Source organism: Frigoribacterium sp. RIT-PI-h (assembly GCF_001297205.1).
Classification (GTDB): Bacteria; Actinomycetota; Actinomycetes; order Actinomycetales; family Microbacteriaceae; genus Frigoribacterium.
This window is the reverse complement of the sequence record NZ_LHOZ01000065.1, coordinates 1-16772: the sequence shown is the minus strand read 5'-3', so window position 1 is coordinate 16772 and position 16772 is coordinate 1. Positions and strand designations below refer to the sequence as shown.

Sequence of the window (16772 nt, the reverse complement as noted above, 5' to 3'; positions counted from 1 at the left end):
CCTCCGACCAGGAGGGGCGCCGTCGCGCGTTCGTCGGGTCGGCGGGGCGCCTCAGACGCGGACGAGGATCGTCCCGGCGACGCGATCGTGCAGGCCCCGCTGGTCGAGGTCCCAGACGACGGCCGGGATGACGAGCACGAGCAGCACCGACCGCAGGACGGGCCGTCCGACGCCGATGCGGCCGCCGGCCATCGGCACGAGACGCATGCCCAGGGCCAGGTGCCCGAGCGAGCCGCCGAACAGCACGAGGAAGAGCATCTGCATGAGCAGGAACACCCCGGTGATGGCGAGGCCCTCGCCACCGAAGAAGAGCGCGGCCCCCGCGTAGGCGATCGCCCGGTCGAGGGCGAGCCCGGCGACGCGCCGCCCGAGTCGGGCCACGGAGCGGGGCCCCTTCTCGGGCAGCCCGAGCCGCTCGCCCGGCCAGCGCTGCGCTCCGTCGTCGGGGCCGCCCACGGAGGCGGGACGGGAAGGAGGCGCGGTGCGATCGGGCATGCTCCGAGCCTACCGAGGGGCCGAGCCGTAACATGCCGGAAACATGAGGGACACCGCAGCGAAACGGCCCCTCCGTAGCCTCGTCGGAGGCTGCGTCCCGCATCCGATCCGTTCCAAGCCCATTGGAGAGACATCTAGATGTTCACTGATTCTTCCGAGGTGCTGAAGTTCATCAAGGACACCGACGTCAAGTTCCTTGACATCCGCTTCCCCGATCTCCCCGGTGTCCAGCAGCCCTTCAACATCCCCGCCTCCACGGTCGACGAGGAGTTCTTCTCCGTCGGACAGCTCTTCGACGGGTCCTCCATCCGGGGCTTCGCCTCCATCCACGAGTCGGACATGCAGCTCATCCCCGACGTCACGACCGGGTACGTCGACCCGTTCCGCGTCGAGCGCACGCTCGTCCTCGTCTTCGACATCTTCAACCCGCGCAACGGCGAGCTCTACAGCCGTGACCCGCGTCAGGTCGCCAAGAAGGCCGAGAAGTACCTCGCGTCGACCGGCATCGCCGACACCGCGTTCTTCGCCCCCGAGGCCGAGTTCTACATCTTCGACGACGTCCGCTACGAGGTGAAGCAGAACGCCAGCTTCTACAGCGTCGACTCCGAAGAGGGCGCCTGGAACACCGGCCGCGTCGAAGAGGGCGGCAACCTCGCCAACAAGACGGCCTACAAGGGTGGCTACTTCCCGGTCAGCCCGGTCGACAAGACGGCCGACCTGCGGGACGACATCAGCCTCAAGCTGATCGACTCGGGCCTCGAGCTCGAGCGCGCGCACCACGAGGTGGGCACCGGCGGCCAGCAGGAGATCAACTACAAGTTCGACACCATGGTCCACGCCGCGGACGACATCCTGAAGTTCAAGTACATCGTCAAGAACACGGCCGAGCAGTGGGGCAAGGTCGCGACCTTCATGCCCAAGCCGCTCTTCGGCGACAACGGCTCGGGCATGCACACCCACCAGTCGCTCTGGAACGACGGCAAGCCACTGTTCTACGACGAGAACGGCTACGGCGGGCTCTCCGACCTCGCCCGCTGGTACATCGGCGGCCTGCTCAAGCACGCCCCCGCGGTGCTCGCCTTCACGAACCCGTCCATCAACTCGTACCACCGTCTGATCCCCGGCTTCGAGGCTCCCGTGAACCTGGTCTACTCGGCCGGCAACCGCTCGGCGGCCATCCGCATCCCGATCACGGGCACGAACCCGAAGGCCAAGCGCATCGAGTTCCGCGTCCCCGACGCCGCCTCGAACCCGTACCTGGCGTTCGCCGCGCAGCTGATGGCCGGCCTCGACGGCATCCAGAACCGCATCGAGCCGCACGAGCCGGTCGACAAGGACCTGTACGAGCTGCCCCCGGAAGAAGCGAAGAACATCCCCCAGGTGCCCGCGTCGCTCGAAGGTGCGCTCGACGCGCTCGAGGCCGACCACGAGTTCCTGACCAAGGGCAACGTCTTCACCGAGGACCTCATCGAGACCTGGATCGCGTACAAGCGCGAGAAAGAGATCCTGCCCATGGCGCAGCGTCCCCACCCCTTCGAGTTCGAGCTGTACTTCGGCGTCTGATCCGATCGGCATCACGAGAGGCCCGCATCCCCGAGGGGGGGCGGGCCTCTCGCGTCGCGGGTGCGGGCCTCTCGCGTCGGAGGCGCCGGCGTCCCCGGGGACGCGCGCCGCGCCCCCTCGCGGCCACCGAAGACCAGGAGGCGCGGGTGCCGGACGCAGGACGGGCCGCCTCCCTCGGGAGGCGGCCCGTCAGCCCGTGCCCGACGATCCGGTCAGGCGGGTACGGCGGTCGGCGTCAGCGCGCGGCGCTGAGCCGGGGTGCGACGGCCGCCCAACGGACGGACCTCCCACCCGGCGGCCGACCAGACCTCGGCGTCGAGCACGTTGCGTGCGTCGATCACCACGGGGTTGGCGGCGAGCTCGGCGAGTCCGGCCGCATCCGCCCCGACGAACTCGGGCCACTCGGTGAGCAACAGCACCGCGTCGGCGTCCGTCACGGCCTCGGCGGCCGAGTCGGCGAACGACAGCGTCGGGAAGCTGCGCTGGGCCGTCTGCGTGGCCTCGGGATCGACCACGAGCACCTGGGCGCCGCGCAGGTGCAGGGCCGCCGCGACGTTCAGGGCCGGCGAGTCGCGGACGTCGTCGGTGTGCGGCTTGAACGCCGCACCGAGCACCGCGATGCGCCGGTTGAGCACCGAACCGCCGCACGCGTCGATCGCCTGGTCGATGACCCGTTGGCGCCGCGCCCTGTTGCTCTCGTCGACCTGTTGCATGAGCCCGACGACGCGGTGGGCGGAGAGCTCGTTGGCCCGGAACATCAGGGCGCGGATGTCCTTGGGCAGGCAGCCGCCGCCGAAACCGAGGCCGGCGTTGAGGAACTTGCGTCCGATGCGGTCGTCGAAACCGAGGGCGTCGGCGAGGGTCGACACGTTGGCGCCGGCCGCCTCGCACAACTCGCTGATCGCGTTGATGAACGAGATCTTCGTGGCGAGGAACGCGTTGGCGCTGACCTTGACCAGCTCGGCCGTCGGGAGGTCGCACGAGATGACGGGGGTTCCCGTGGCGATGGGCATCGCGGAGACCTCGCGCATCAGGGCCTCGGCGCGGACGTCGGTCCCGCCGAAGACGATGCGGTCGGGACGCAGGGTGTCCTCGACGGCGTGGCCCTCGCGGAGGAACTCGGGGTTCCAGACGAGGGCGGCCGAGACCCCGGGGGGGGCCCCCCCCCCCCCCATCTCGCGCAGGGGCGCCCCCGCTCCGACCGGGCCGGCCGGCTTGCCGCCGATCAGGCCGTCGCGGCTCAGGGCGGCGGCGCCGTGCGGGTCGCCTCCTCGACGTACGAGAGGTTGGCGGGGTGGCTCCCCCGGCGCTGCGGCGTGCCGACGCAGACGAAGTGCACGTCCGACAGGGCGACGGCCTCGGCGAGGTCGGTCGTGAAGGTGAGCCGGCCCGAGCCGACGTGCTTCAGGATGAGCTCGGGCAGGCCGGGCTCGAAGAACGGCACGCGCCCCTCGGCCAGGGCCTCGACCTTGGCGGGGTCGGTGTCGACCCCGATCACGTCGAAGCCCATCTCGGCCATGGCCGCGGCGTGCGTGGCGCCGAGGTAGCCGGTGCCGATGACGCTGATGCGGGGCTTCACCGAGGCGACGTCGGCTGACGTCTCGGTGGCGGCGGACTGGGGGGGGATGGCGTCTTTCTTCATGATGCGCTCCTGGGGATGAGGAAGAGGCGGGAGAAGGGGAAGGGGATGTGGGTCGTCACGGCGACGGCTGCAGGTCGTAACCGACGTCGCGACGCGTGATCCCCGCCGTGAAGGCGGCGAGGCTGTCGGACCGTGACGTGAGACGCCAGTCGTTGGTCGACCGCACCCCGTCGACGACCGTGGTGGCCACGAGGTCGAAGTACGAGAAGCCGATGATGTCGGCGTTCGCCGGGTCGGCCAGCGCGTCGAAGAGCGAGTTGAACCACTGCGCCTTCTCGCTCGTGGCCGTGGGGTCCGACGAGCCACCGGTCTCGCTCGCACCGATCTCGGCGAGCAGGATGTTCTTGCCCGGTGCGATGGCCCGGAGCTGCTTCAGCGTGGCTCCGAAGGTGCTGTCGAACGTCGGCTTCGACTTGTCGTCGTACGGCGGGCGGTAGTAGCCCGACATGCCGACGATGTCGACGTAGTCTGCGCCCGGGTAGAGGCTCGCGAGGAAGGCCTGCGTCGTGTGGTCGCTGCCGCCGCTCTTGCCGGTGGCGAGGCGGTCGATGCGCGTGGGCGCCCAGATCCAGGCCACGAGGTCGTTAGCCCCCTGCCGCTCGAACAGGTCGTGGACGTGCTGCCAGGCCTTCACGTAGTCCCCGGGCCCGTTGCCGTTGACGGCGCCCTTGCTGTTGCCGTAGTCCGTGCTCCAGGGGTACCAGGTGCCGTTCATCTCGTGGTCGAACCGCAGTGCCAGCGGCATGCCGTTCGCGACGATGTCGTCGGCGTAGGTCGTCAGGTACGAGTCGAAGCTGCCGTCGATGATCTTCGTCAGACTGTAGTCGGGCTGTTCGGGCTCGTTGTTGCCGGCCTTGATCGGCTGCGACTCCCACGTCAGCACGGGCAGCTTGCCCCGCGACCAGGACGACCGGACGGCGTCGGCGCGGAACTCCTGGTCGAATCCCTGGAAGTAGCCGACCATGTTCGCCTCCGAACCGACCGCCGCCTCCTGCGCGTCGTAGGTCGCCCAGTTGAACGGCGCCTGATCCGTGAAGAGTCCGAAGTAGCGCGACTCGGGGTCGACGATCGAGGCGAGGGAGGGCGTCTCGATCGTGACGGGGCCCGTGGCGCCCCCACCGTTCGAACCGTTCGAGCCGGTGCCTCCCGACCCGGAGCCGCCGGACGCACCGTTCCCCCCGCCTCGTCCACCGGCCGCGGTGCCTGCCGCGCCCGAACTCGACCCCTGGCCCGCGTCCGCGGCGGACTGCGCCTGGGCCAGGGCCGACTCCGCGGAGGCGAGCTTCGCCTGCGCTGCGGTCAGCTGCCCTTCGGACGTCCAGGCCTGCTGCTGCACGTCGGCCAGGGCCGCCTTGCTCTCGGCGAGCTGCTTCTTCGCGGAGACCAGTTGGTCGAGCAGCGCGGACCGGTCGGCCTTGAGCGACGAGACGTTGATCGACGGGTCGACGCCCGTGACCTCGGTGACGGCGCTGCGGACGATGTTGTCCGACGGTGAGACCCAGATGAGCCAGGAGATCATGGCGAGCAGCACCACCACGGCGGTGGCGCCGAGCGCGGTGCGCCGGGCGTTGCCGTGGGAGGTCGCCCACCAGGCTCCCGACTGCATGTGGACGGGGGTGACGAAGTCCTGCGTCGAGTCAGACAATGAAGAAGACCTCCAGGGCGATGATGGCGGCGCCGATCAGGTACGGGAATCCGGCTTTGGGGTTGAGGCGGCGACGAGGAGGCGCGGTGGCGGTGGTCACGGCCGCCACCGGTGCCGGAGCGGTCGCCCCCTCGGCCTCGGCGGCCAGGGCCGCCTTGCGGCTCTTGACGAGGACCGCTCCTTGTTCGTCGGTCTCGTCGGTCGCCGAGCCGAAGTCGAAGAGCGTGTCGACGCCGGGGTCGACGCCGTCGCGGAACTGCCGTTCGAGGGCGTCGATGGGGGCCTCCTCGGCCACCTCGTCGAGCGCACCCTGCATCTCGTCGTTCGCCGCGCCTCCTGCGTACGCCCCGGCCCGGGTGCCCCAGCCGCTGGCGTGACCCATGCGGAAGAACCCGATGACCCGGATGGGCATGAGGAAGAACGTCGACACGATGATGAACACCGGGAGGCGGAAGAAGTCCGAGGGCTTCTCGGCCAGGTGGCGCATCTGACGGATCGACATGCTGAGGACCGACGAGACCACCATCAAGACGACGATGCTGATGAGGCCCGTCTGCACGCCGTACTCCTCGAGGATGCCCCGGTACAGGTTCACGCCCTGGCCGGTGATCCCTCGGTAGATCCAGCCGCCGATGACGCCCATGAGCATGAAGGGCAGCACGATGTCCATCGCGAAGAAGAACGCGAGCAGCGGGGCGTGCCCGACCATCCACGGCATCATGCGGAGGGTGTTGTACTGGCTGCCGCGAGCCCACCGGAGCTGCTGCTTGTAGAGCTTCTTCACCTGCAACGGGGCGTCCGTGTAGACCAGGCTGGTGTGCTGGTACACGGTGCGGTAGCCCTCCTTGAGCGTGAGGTTCGTCAGGGTGCGGTCGTCACTGACCTCGAGGAACACGCCCATGAACTTCTCCGTCATGAACTTGTCCATCACCCGCACGAGGATCTCGCGGCGGAAGGCGATCGTGCGGCCCGGCAGGCAGCCGATCTGCCCCAGCACGCTCTGTGCCGGCATCGAGTAGAGGGCGCGCGAGTTCTCGAGCCAGTCGGCCCAGCGTGTGATCCAGCTGCGCTCGGGCTCGAGGATGCGCTGGCGGGTGGTGACGCCCCCGACGTTCTCCTGGGCGAACGGACGGAGCAGCTCGGAGAGGGTGCCCGGCGTCCAGACCGTGTCGGAGTCGACGAGGACGGTGATGTCGCCGCGACTCAGCTCGGTGCCGATCATGACGGCGTTGCGCTTTCCGGGGATCGGCGTGTGCACCCAGCGGACGAGCGGCCCGAACTCCTCGCAGACCGCCGCGAGCTCGGGGTTGGGCTTGCCGTTGATCACGACGATGATCTCGCCGGGGCCCTGTTCGACCATGCGGCCGATGACGTCCCGGAAGAGGTCGAGCGGTTCGTCCACGACGGGGACGACGGCGCTGGTGGTCCCGCGGAAGTCGCCCGTGAAGGGACGGTAACGACGGGAGAGCAGGACCTTGATGATCCAGAGCACCCAGATGAGGGCGCTGTAGGCGGCGAAGAGGTAGATCTCGGGGTATCCGCCCGCCATGGAACGGATCTGCAGGATGAAGGTCAACACGATGGCCACCTGAGGTGTGAGAAGGGATCGGCTTCCGCAACGCTGGGGAATTGGTCTATCGGGTTGAGGGAATTCTGAGTCACACGCGGGCGGCTCACAACCACCCCCCGACCGCGGGTGGCGGGATGGCCAGGTCGGGGTACGTCGAGTCCGGCAAGGTGCTGTCGACAGAAGTGCTGACACGCGCGCGTCACCGAGGCTGCCGAACCGTCCGGTTCGGAGTGGTTGTCGGCTGGCCACGAATCCGCGATCGAGGGTTCGTGGAAAGTCCCGATCACAAGCCTCGATTTAATGCATGGACCGTGTGTTGCCCAATGGGCAATGATCGCCGACGGTGCTGTCAGCCCTGCTCATCCCCCACACATGGGTCATCTCCCCGAAACGCGACGGACATGTGGCGAGGGGTACAGACGGGCGATTCGGGGTACACGGAAAGAAGGTGACATCGGTCCGCGAGGATCGCGGGGTCGCGATGCACCCCGGGCGTGTCGCACGGCCCAGGGACGGTCAGCCGAGTGGTTCGGGGGCCTCGTCGATGCCGTAGAACTCACGCTCGAAGACGGCGCGCGAGCGGCGGGTGGCGGCGAGGTAGTCCTCTTCGAGGGTGGTCGCGGAGCCCGGGGGGTACTCCATCAAGCGAGCGATGCCCTCGAGTTGACGTCGGTCTCGCGGCAGCACGTCCTGCGTCCGGGAGGTCCAGAGGGTGACCGCCGACCGCGCCCTCGACGCCATGATCCAGGCCTCGTGCAGCCGCCGGGCGTCGTCGTCGGCGACCAGGCCCGCGTCCACGGCCGCGGCGAGGGCGTCGAGCGTCGACGGCGTTCGCAGGCCGGGTACGTCGACCCCGTGCTGGAGCTGGAGCAGTTGGACGAACCACTCGACGTCGCTGAGTGACCCGCGCCCGAGTTTCAGATGGCGCGAGGGCTCGGCCCCCTTCGGCAGGCGCTCGGACTCGACCCGGGCCTTGATGCGCTTCACCTCGCGGACCTGCTGCTCGGTCAGCTCGGCGGGGTACCGGACCGAGTCGGCGACGACCATGAAGTCGTCGAGGAGGGCCTGGTCGCCGGCCACGGGCCGCGCCCGCAGCAACGACTGGGCCTCCCAGGTGAGCGACCAGCGCGCGTAGTAGGCACGATACGAGGACAACGAGCGCACCACAGGCCCGTTCTTCCCCTCGGGACGCAAGCCGGTGTCGAGGTCGAACGGCACGAGAGCGTCCGACGTGAGACGACTCATCTCGGCGGCCACCGTGAGGGCGCGACGGTGCGCTGTCTCGTCGCCCTCTGGAGCCCGGTAGACGTAGAGCACGTCGGCGTCCGAGCCGAACCCGTGCTCTTCTCCCCCGTACCGCCCCATGGCGATCACGGCGAACTCGAGGTCGCCGGCGTCCCGGCGGGCCAGGGCCAACGCCCCCGTCACCGACGCCGTCGTGACCGCGGTCAGGCCCCGGGCGAGGGTGTCGATGTCGAGGATGCCCAGGATGCCGCCTACGGCGAGCCGCAGGATCTCGCGGCGTCGCGCCTGACGCAGGACGGTCGCCGCCGCGTCGGGCGAGCGATGTCGCGCGAGGGTGGCGGCCGTCTCGTCGAGGAGGCTCGAGAGGGGCCGGGCCCGGAGCTCGGCGTCGTTCTCGAGCCAGGCCGCGGCCTCGGGGATGCGCTCGAGGAGGTCGGCCGCATAGGTGGACGACGACAGGACGGTCGTCAGGCGGTGGGCGGCCCCCGACGAGTCGCGGAGCATGCGGAGGAACCAGTACGACTCGCCCAGGCCGTCGCTCAGGCGCCGGAAGGCGAGCAGGCCGAGGTCGGGGTCGGTGCCGTCGGCGAACCACTGCAGCATCGCGGGCAGCAGGTGGCGTTGGATGCTCGCCCGACGCGAGACACCGGCCGTCAGGGCCGCGATGTGACCGAGCGCACCCTTCGGGTCGGCGAGGCCGATGGCCGCGAGCCGTGCCGTCGCCTGGTCGGAACTGAGAGCGAGGTCCTCTTCGGGACGGGCCGCGACGGCGGAGAGGAGCGGACGGTAGAACAGGCGCACGTGCAACGTGCGGACCCGGCGCTTGACCCCCTGCCACAGGTCGACGAGCTGTGCCGCGCCCGGCGCGAGGCCGGTGCCGCGGGCGAGCACCCGGAGCGCGTTCTCGTCGGTCGGCATGAGGCGCGTGCGCCGCAGCCGCGTCAGCTGGATGCGGTGCTCGAGCAGGCGCAGCACGCGGTAGTCGCGGTCGAACTCGGCGGCCTCGGCCCGGCCGACGTACCCCCGCGCGGCCAGGGCCCCGGGCGCGTCGAGCGTCGAGCGCTGGTGCGCCCGTTCGTCGGCCTGCCCGTGGACCAGCTGCAGCAGCTGGATGGTGAACTCGATGTCGCGCAGCCCGCCGGGGCCGAGCTTGAGCTGCCGGTCGACCTCGCCGGCGGGGATCAGGGCCGTGACCCGTTCCCGCATGGCCTGGACCGGCTCGACGAAGTTCTCGCGCGAAGCGGCCGACCAGACGAACGGGGCGACGGCGGCGACGTAGCGCTCGCCGAGGGCGACGTCGCCGGCCAGGGGCCGCGCCTTCAGCAGGGCCTGGAACTCCCACCCCTTCGCCCAGCGCTCGTAGTAGGCGACATGCGACTCGAGCGTCCGGACCAGGGCGCCGTCCTTGCCCTCGGGGCGGAGGTTCGCGTCGACCTCCCAGAGGTCGGGTTCGACGGCCAGGTCGGAGATCGCCCGCGCGGCGTGCATCGCGAGACGGCTGCCGATCTCGACGGCCCGCCCGTTCTCGAGCCCGTCGACCCCCTCGGCGACGTAGACCACGTCGACGTCGCTGAGGTAGTTCAGCTCACGGGCCCCGGCCTTGCCCATGCCGATGACGGCCAGACGGGTGCGATCGACGTCGGCGGCGGGGAACGGGACCTCGCGTCGGGCCACGTCGACGGCGCTGTCGAGGGCGGCGCCCGCGAGGTCGGCGAGAGCCGCCGCCACCCGGGGCAGGACCTCGACGGGGTCGTCGGCCTCGAGGTCGTACGACGCCAGCTGCAGCAGGTGGCGTCGGTACCGGACCCGCAGCGCGACGCGGGCCTCGTCGCAGGTCAGCCCGGTCGCCGACCGACGGACGTCGTCGCGGTACGTCGCTGCCGACGGTGGTTCGTCCAGGGGCTCGAGCAGGACGGTCGCCTCGGCGGGGCGGCGCGCGCCGAAGCGGCGGGCCCCTCGGCGCGCCGCGGCCCCCCGGGGGGCGCGGGCCGGCCTCGCCGTCGAGCAACGCGGCCACGCCGGCACGATCCCGCTCGACCGACCGCTCGAGGTGCACCAGGGCCGCGTCCGGGTCGGCCACCGTGGCGAACCACGGGACGAGGTCGCGCACCTGGGGCACTTCGGCGACGAGGCGGTCGAGCCGGTCGCGCCCCGCACCGAGGTCGGAGAACCCGAGCCGCGCCAGCTCGGAGAGACCGGTCGCGGATCGGGGCATGAGGGCGGGGCGGCCGGTCGGCTAGAGGATCTCGAGGTTCGAGCGCAGCTCGAACGGCGTGACCTGTGCCCGGTACTCTTTCCACTCTTGCCGCTTGTTGAGCAGCACGTAGTTGAAGACCTGCTCACCCAGCGTCTCGGCGACGAGTTCGCTGTTCTCCATGATCGACAGGGCGTGGTCGAGGCTGGCGGGCAGCTGACGGTAACCCAGGGCGCGACGCTCGGCGTCGCTCAGGCCCCAAACGTTGTCCTCTGCCTCGGCCGGCAGTTCGTAGCCCTCTTCGATGCCCTTGAGGCCCGCCGCCAGCATCAGCGAGAAGGCCAGGTACGGGTTCGCGGCGGAGTCGATGGCGCGGTACTCGACGCGGCTCGAGTTGCCCTTGTTGGGCTTGTAGAGCGGGACGCGCACGAGCGCCGAGCGGTTGTTGTGACCCCAGGTCACGAAGCTCGGTGCCTCGTCGCCGCCCCAGAGACGCTTGTAGCTGTTGACGAACTGGTTCGTCACGGCCGTGATCTCGGGGGCGTGCTTGAGCAGGCCTGCGATGAACTGACGACCGATCGTCGAGAGCTGGTACTCGGCCCCCGCCTCGTAGAAGGCATTGGAGTCACCTTCGAAGAGCGACATGTGCGTGTGCATGCCCGAGCCGGGGTGCTGGCTGAACGGCTTCGGCATGAACGAGGCGAAGACGCCCTGCTCGATGGCGACCTCTTTGATGACCGTGCGGAAGGTCATGATGTTGTCGGCCGTCGTCAACGCGTCGGCGTAACGCAGGTCGATCTCGTTCTGACCGGGCCCCGCCTCGTGGTGGCTGAACTCGACCGAGATGCCCAGGTCTTCGAGCATGCGGACCGAGCGGCGACGGAAGTCGTGGGCGGTGCCGCCGGGGACGTTGTCGAAGTAGCCGGCCGAGTCGACCGGCTGGGGGCCGTCGGCGCCGAGCTGGGCGCTCTTCAGCAGGTAGAACTCGACCTCGGGGTGCGTGTAGAAGGTGAAGCCGCGCTCGCCGGCCCGGGCCAGGGTGCGCTTCAGGACGTTGCGCGGATCGGCCACGGCAGGTTGGCCGTCGGGGGGCGTGATGTCGCAGAACATGCGGGCGGGCGGATCGATCTCGCCCCGCCAGGGCAGGATCTGGAAGGGCGTCGGGTCGGGCTGGGCGAGCACGTCGGCCTCGTACGAGCGGGTCAGGCCCTCGATGGCCGAGCCGTCGAAGCCGATGCCCTCGGCGAACGCGCCCTCGACCTCGGCCGGAGCGATGGCGACGGACTTGAGGGTGCCGATCACGTCGGTGAACCAGAGGCGGATGAACTTGATGCCGCGCTCTTCGATCGTGCGGAGGACGAAGTCCCTCTGTTTGTCCATGCCACGGCCTTTCTGCTCCGCCACTACGGTAGTGGACATGCCCCGACTCCGCTTGGCGCTCGCGCAGACCAACCCCGTCGTCGGCGACCTCGCCGGCAACTCCGCCCAGATCGTCGAGGCGGCCCGTCGGGCCCGCGCCGCCGGTGCCGACCTGCTCGCCGCGGGCGAGATGAGCGTCACGGGCTATCCGATCGAGGACCTCGCCAGCCGGCCGAGTTTCTTGCAGGCCAGCCAACACGCCGTCGAGGTCCTGGCCGAGACCCTCCAGGCCGAGGGCCTGGGTGACCTGCCCGTCGTGGTCGGCCATGCCGACGGCCCCTTCGAGCCCCGCCTGCTGGGCACGAGCAACGCCCCCACGGCCATCGCGAAGAACTGCGCGAGCGTCCTGCAGGGCGGGCGTGTCGTGACGACCACCGCCAAGTACCACCTGCCGAACTACTCGGTCTTCGACGAGTACCGCGTGTTCATCCCCGGTGACGAGCTGCTCGTCGTCCGGGTGGCCGGCGTCGACGTCGCCCTCGTGATCTGTGAGGACCTCTGGCGCGACGGCGGCCCGGTGGAGCGCGTGCTGCACGCCGACGCGGGTCTGCTCCTCGTGATCAACGCGAGCCCGTTCGTCCGCGACAAGGACGAGGTGCGCCTCCCGCTCGTCACGCGCCGGGCCGTCGAGAACGACACCCTGGTGGCCTACGTCAACATCGTCGGCGGTCAGGACGACCTGGTCTTCGACGGCGACAGCGTGGTGGTCGACGGCAACGGGACGATCCTGGCCCGGGCCCCGCAGTTCGACGAGCACCTGCTGGTCGTCGACCTCGACCCCGAGCCGGCCACGGACACCGAGCTGCCCGAGGGCATCCGCCGCGTAGAACTCGAGGCGGCGACCGAGGCGACCGGCGACGGTGCCGGGGGCCACGGGTCCGACACGGGCCGCGCCTCCTCGTCCGCGGTCGAACGCGACGTCGCCGAACTGCCCGACGACCGGCAGCAGCTCTGGAACGCCCTGGTGCTCGGCACCCGCGACTACGTGCGGAAGAACGGGTTCCGCAGCGTGATCCTCGGCCTCTCGGGTGGCATCGACTCGGCCGTGTGCGCGGCGATCGCCGCCGACGCCATCGGGGCCGACGCCGTGTACGGCGTCTCGATGCCCAGTCAGTGGTCGAGCGAGCACAGCCGCAGCGACGCCGACGACGTCGCCGAGCGGATCGGCGTCCGGTACTCGACCGAGCCGATCGCCGACCTCGTCGCGCCGTTCGAGGAGCAGTTGCACCTCACGGGCCTCGCCGCGGAGAACGTGCAGGCCCGCGCCCGGGCGCTCGTGCTGATGGGCCTGTCGAACCTGCACGGCCACCTCGTGCTGACCACGGGCAACAAGACCGAGCTGGCCGTGGGCTACTCGACGATCTACGGCGACTCGGTCGGCGGGTTCGCACCGATCAAGGACGTCCCCAAGACGATGGTCTGGGAGCTCGCCCGGTGGCGCAACACCCACGCCGAGTCGATCGGCGAGACCGCGCCGATTCCCGAGAACTCGATCACGAAGCCGCCGTCCGCCGAGCTGCGGCCGGACCAGAAAGACGAGGACTCGTTGCCGCCGTACGAGGTGCTCGACGGCATCCTCGAGGGCTACATCACGAACGCGCTGGGGGCGGCGGACGTCGTCGCGCTCGGCTACGACGCCGACACGGTGGCCGAGATCACGAAGCTGGTCGACCGGTCCGAGTGGAAGCGCCGCCAGGGGGCGATCGGCCCCAAGATCTCGGGCATGGCCTTCGGCCGCGACCGCCGCCTGCCGATCACCTACCGACCGACGACGGTCTGACGCCCGGGCGTCCCGTCGGCGGTCCGCCGACGGGACGCTCGATCCGCTCAGTCGTTCGCGGCCTCTTCGGCGTCGAGGGCGGCGTTGCGGGCCTTGATCGTCTCGATCGCCCGGGCCGCCTCGTCGCGTGTGGCGTAGGGCCCGGCCCGGTCGACGGCCGGCGAGACCTTGCCCTCTTCGACCTCGTGCGTCTTCGTGTTGAACCAGAACTCGGCCATGGTGTCGTCCTCTCGGTGCGGCTGTGGAGAACGCGAGCCCGTCGCGCTCCCCCTAAGCTTGATCGTATGCCCCGGGACTCCCACGGATTCTTGACCCCGGGCCGGATCTCAGCGCAGCGTCCGGTCCCCCCGTCGATCGCCCGACCCGAGTACGTCGGCAAGGCCGCCCCCGCCGAGTACACCGACGGCGACGTGTACGACGCCGAGACCGTCGAGCTCATCCGCGAGAGCGGCCGCATCGCCTCGCAGGCCATCGACGCGGTCGAGGCCGCCCTCCGCCCCGGCGTGACCACCGACGAGCTCGACCGCATCGCCCACGAGTTCGTCGTCGCGCACGACGCCTACCCCTCGACCCTCGGGTACCGCGGCTACCCCAAGTCGGTCTGCACCTCGGTGAACGAGGTCATCTGCCACGGCATCCCCGACGACACCGTCCTCGTCGACGGCGACCTGATCAACATCGACATCACCGCCTACAAGAACGGCGTGCACGGCGACCTCAACCGAACCTTCGTCGTCGGCGAGGCCGCCCCCGAGACCGTCGAGCTGGTCGACCGCACCCGCGAGGCGCTGCGCCGCGGCATCAAGGCCGTCGCCCCGGGCCGCCAGGTCAACGTGATCGGTCGGGCCATCGAGTCGTACGCCAAGCGCTTCGGCCTCGGTGTCGTGCGCGACTACACCGGCCACGGTGTCGGTCGCGCCTTCCACTCGGGCCTGATCATCCCCCACTACGACGCCCCGCAGTACGACGACGTCATCGAGGTCGGCATGGTGTTCACCATCGAGCCCATGTTGACCCTCGGCGGCATCGACGCCGACGTCTGGGACGACGACTGGACCGTCTCCACCCGCGACAAGAGCCTCACGGCCCAGTTCGAGCACACCCTGGTCGTCACCGAACGCGGTGCCGACATCCTCACGCTCTCCTGAGAAAGGACCACCCATGGCACGCACCGCAGTGGGAATCGACATCGGCGGCACAGGCATCAAGGGGGCGATCGTCGACCTCGACAGCGGCGAGCTCCTCTCGGACCGCATCAAGAAGAGCACCCCCGAGGGCGGCGAGCCGGACGCCATCGTCGCGGTCGTCCAGCAGATCGTCGACGAACTGGGCCTCGACGACGCCTCGGTGCCGGTCGGCGTCTGCTTCCCGGCCGCCATCATGGACGGCAAGACCCTCTCGGCCGCCAACGTGTCGAAGAAGTGGATCGGCTTCGAGGCCGAGAAGCTCTTCGAGACCACGCTCGGCCGGGGCATCCACTTCGTCAACGACGCCGACGCCGCGGGCTACGCCGAGACGCGTTTCGGGGCTGCTAAGGACGTCAAGGGTCTCGTCATCATGACGACGCTCGGCACGGGCATCGGCACCGCCCTCATCAACGACGGCGTGCTCATCGTCAACGCCGAGCTCGGGCACCTCGAGATCGGTGGCAAGGACTACGAGACCAAGGCCTCCTTCGCGGCGAAGGAGCGCGACGACCTCAGCTGGAAGCACTGGGCGAAGCGCCTGCAGAAGTACTACTCGCACCTCGAGGCCCTGCTCTACCCGCGCCTGATCATCGTCGGCGGCGGCGTGTCGAAGCACCACGACGAGTTCCTGCCGCTGCTCGACCTGCGGGCCGAGATCGTCCCCGCCAAGTTGCGCAACAACGCCGGCATCATGGGTGCCGCCGCCCTGGCCGCCGAATCGAACCCGGCGTTCTGAGGCGAGGCACGACCGACGCGAGAAGACCCCGGGTCAGGAGGCGCGCCTCCTGACCCGGGGTCTCTCTCGTATGAGGCGAATGGGCCGACTGGTACGCCGGGTTCTGTCCCGGTGCCGAAGCACCATGGACGGCCATCTCTCTCGGAACTACGTTGCCGCAGCTCTCCAGCGGTCTACCCGGGGACTCGGCGAGCAGCCTCGACGTCCCCTCTTTGACCTTGCTCCGGGCGAGGTTTACATAGCCGGCCGGTCACCCGAGCCGCTGGTGGTCTCTTACACCGCCGTTTCACCCTTACCCCGTGTCGCACCCGAGGGTGCGACCCGTGGCGGTCTGCTCTCTGTTGCACTTTCTCGCGGGTTGCCCCGGGTGGGTGTTACCCACCGCCCTGCTCTGTGGAGCCCGGACGTTCCTCGGCGGCGGGTTCGCACCCGCCGACGCGACCGTCTTGTCGACCCATTCGCGACACCGAGCCTAGCGGCGCGGCGCCCGCCCGTGGTGCCGTGGGGCCAGCGGGGCACCGGCTGGGGGCAGATGCCCGACTCGTAGGTGCGGACGAGGACGGCGTTGCTGTCGGGGCAGAGCACGACGTCGTCCTCGGCCGCGGCGCGCACGGCCGCCCGGTCGCTGCCGGCAGGGCCACGCCACTGGCGCTCGACCCACCGCCGCGCGGCGGGGACGCCCCCACGCCGTAACGGTCGCGCTGACGTTCGTAGAGGGCCAGCAGGTCGGCGGGCACCGTCGCCGCGATCGTCTCGCGGTTGGCGACGACCTCGGCCCGCTCGGCCTCGAGCTCGGCGAGCTTGGCGTCGCGTCCGGTCTCGGCGTCGACGCGGCGGGGGTCGAGCTGGTCGAGCTCGCCCTGCGTCACCGCGGCGACGGCGCCCAGGCTCTCGACGCGCTCCATCACCTCGAGCTCGAGGTCTTCCAGGTCGGAGCGACGCTTGGCGAGGGCGGCGAGCTCACCCTCGAGGGCGGCGCCGGCCTTCGTCGACGACGACGACGCGATGCGCTGGTCGTCACGGGCGACGCGCGCCTCGACGACGGCGACGTCGGACTCGAGGCGCTTGAGCTCGCTCTGCGCGTCCTCCCATGCGCCCTGCTCGGTCGCGAGGCGGCTGCGCAGGCGCGAGCCGTCGCCCTCGAGCGACGCGAGGACGGCGATCTCGGGCAGGTTGGCGCCCTTGTGCGCGATCTGGCGCAGCGCGGTGTCGAGTTGCTGCAGGTCGAGCAGCAGGGCCTGGTGCTCGTAGCTGGCTTTCATCAGGGGCATGGGGACTCTTCTCGGGGTCGGGGGG

The 16772-nt window shown here is 70.2% G+C and carries 9 protein-coding genes, 1 other RNA gene and 2 pseudogenes; 4 read left to right on the top strand and 8 right to left on the bottom strand.

Going from position 1 to position 16772, the window contains the following annotated elements; translation table 11 throughout:
* Positions 1–51: 51 nt before the first annotated feature.
* Positions 52–495: an RDD family protein gene (locus tag AEQ27_RS07030; RefSeq protein WP_054146005.1), complete on the bottom strand. Its 444-nt coding sequence runs from the start codon at positions 493–495 to the stop codon at positions 52–54.
* A gap of 138 nt (positions 496–633) precedes the next feature.
* Here AEQ27_RS07030 and glnA point away from each other — a divergent pair, with 138 nt between their 5' ends.
* Positions 634–2058: a type I glutamate--ammonia ligase gene (glnA, locus tag AEQ27_RS07025; RefSeq protein WP_054146004.1), complete on the top strand. Its 1425-nt coding sequence runs from the start codon at positions 634–636 to the stop codon at positions 2056–2058.
* A 212-nt stretch (positions 2059–2270) separates the two neighbouring features.
* Here glnA and AEQ27_RS07020 read toward each other — a convergent pair.
* The 5 genes and pseudogenes from AEQ27_RS07020 to AEQ27_RS07000 all read right to left on the bottom strand — a co-directional run bounded on the left by AEQ27_RS07020 (position 2271) and on the right by AEQ27_RS07000 (position 11734).
* A pseudogene (locus AEQ27_RS07020) lies at positions 2271–3577 on the bottom strand (UDP-glucose/GDP-mannose dehydrogenase family protein).
* A gap of 178 nt (positions 3578–3755) precedes the next feature.
* Positions 3756–5345, bottom strand: a complete 1590-nt coding sequence (locus tag AEQ27_RS07015; RefSeq protein ID WP_152970226.1) for a glycoside hydrolase family 26 protein — start codon at positions 5343–5345, stop codon at positions 3756–3758.
* Positions 5338–6924 (bottom strand): glycosyltransferase, encoded by a 1587-nt coding sequence (locus AEQ27_RS07010; RefSeq protein ID WP_152970225.1) that lies wholly within the window; start codon positions 6922–6924, stop codon positions 5338–5340. Before AEQ27_RS07010 ends, AEQ27_RS07015 begins: the two co-directional genes overlap by 8 nt.
* A gap of 507 nt (positions 6925–7431) precedes the next feature.
* Positions 7432–10375, bottom strand: a pseudogene (locus AEQ27_RS07005) (bifunctional [glutamine synthetase] adenylyltransferase/[glutamine synthetase]-adenylyl-L-tyrosine phosphorylase).
* 21 nt (positions 10376–10396) lie between these two features.
* Positions 10397–11734, bottom strand: coding sequence for a glutamine synthetase family protein (locus AEQ27_RS07000; protein ID WP_054146002.1), 1338 nt, complete (start codon positions 11732–11734; stop codon positions 10397–10399).
* Between the two features lie 37 nt (positions 11735–11771).
* Between AEQ27_RS07000 and AEQ27_RS06995 the strand changes: the two genes are divergently transcribed.
* Positions 11772–13553 (top strand): NAD+ synthase, encoded by a 1782-nt coding sequence (locus tag AEQ27_RS06995; protein ID WP_054146168.1) that lies wholly within the window; start codon positions 11772–11774, stop codon positions 13551–13553.
* Positions 13554–13600: 47 nt separating this feature from the next.
* On the opposite strand, the gene AEQ27_RS17160 is transcribed toward AEQ27_RS06995, so the two are convergent.
* Positions 13601–13771, bottom strand: a complete 171-nt coding sequence (locus AEQ27_RS17160; protein WP_123570143.1) for an SPOR domain-containing protein — start codon at positions 13769–13771, stop codon at positions 13601–13603.
* Between the two features lie 66 nt (positions 13772–13837).
* Between AEQ27_RS17160 and map the strand changes: the two genes are divergently transcribed.
* Both map and ppgK read left to right on the top strand, forming a co-directional pair.
* Positions 13838–14701 carry a type I methionyl aminopeptidase gene (gene map / locus AEQ27_RS06990; RefSeq protein ID WP_054146001.1) on the top strand — a complete coding sequence of 288 codons (864 nt, stop codon included), beginning with the start codon at positions 13838–13840 and terminating at the stop codon, positions 14699–14701.
* 13 nt (positions 14702–14714) lie between these two features.
* Positions 14715–15476, top strand: coding sequence for a polyphosphate--glucose phosphotransferase (ppgK, locus tag AEQ27_RS06985; protein ID WP_054146000.1), 762 nt, complete (start codon positions 14715–14717; stop codon positions 15474–15476).
* A 76-nt stretch (positions 15477–15552) separates the two neighbouring features.
* Here ppgK and rnpB read toward each other — a convergent pair.
* An RNA gene (gene rnpB, locus AEQ27_RS08195) (RNase P RNA component class A) lies at positions 15553–15933 on the bottom strand.
* Between the last annotated feature and the right edge of the window lie 839 nt (positions 15934–16772).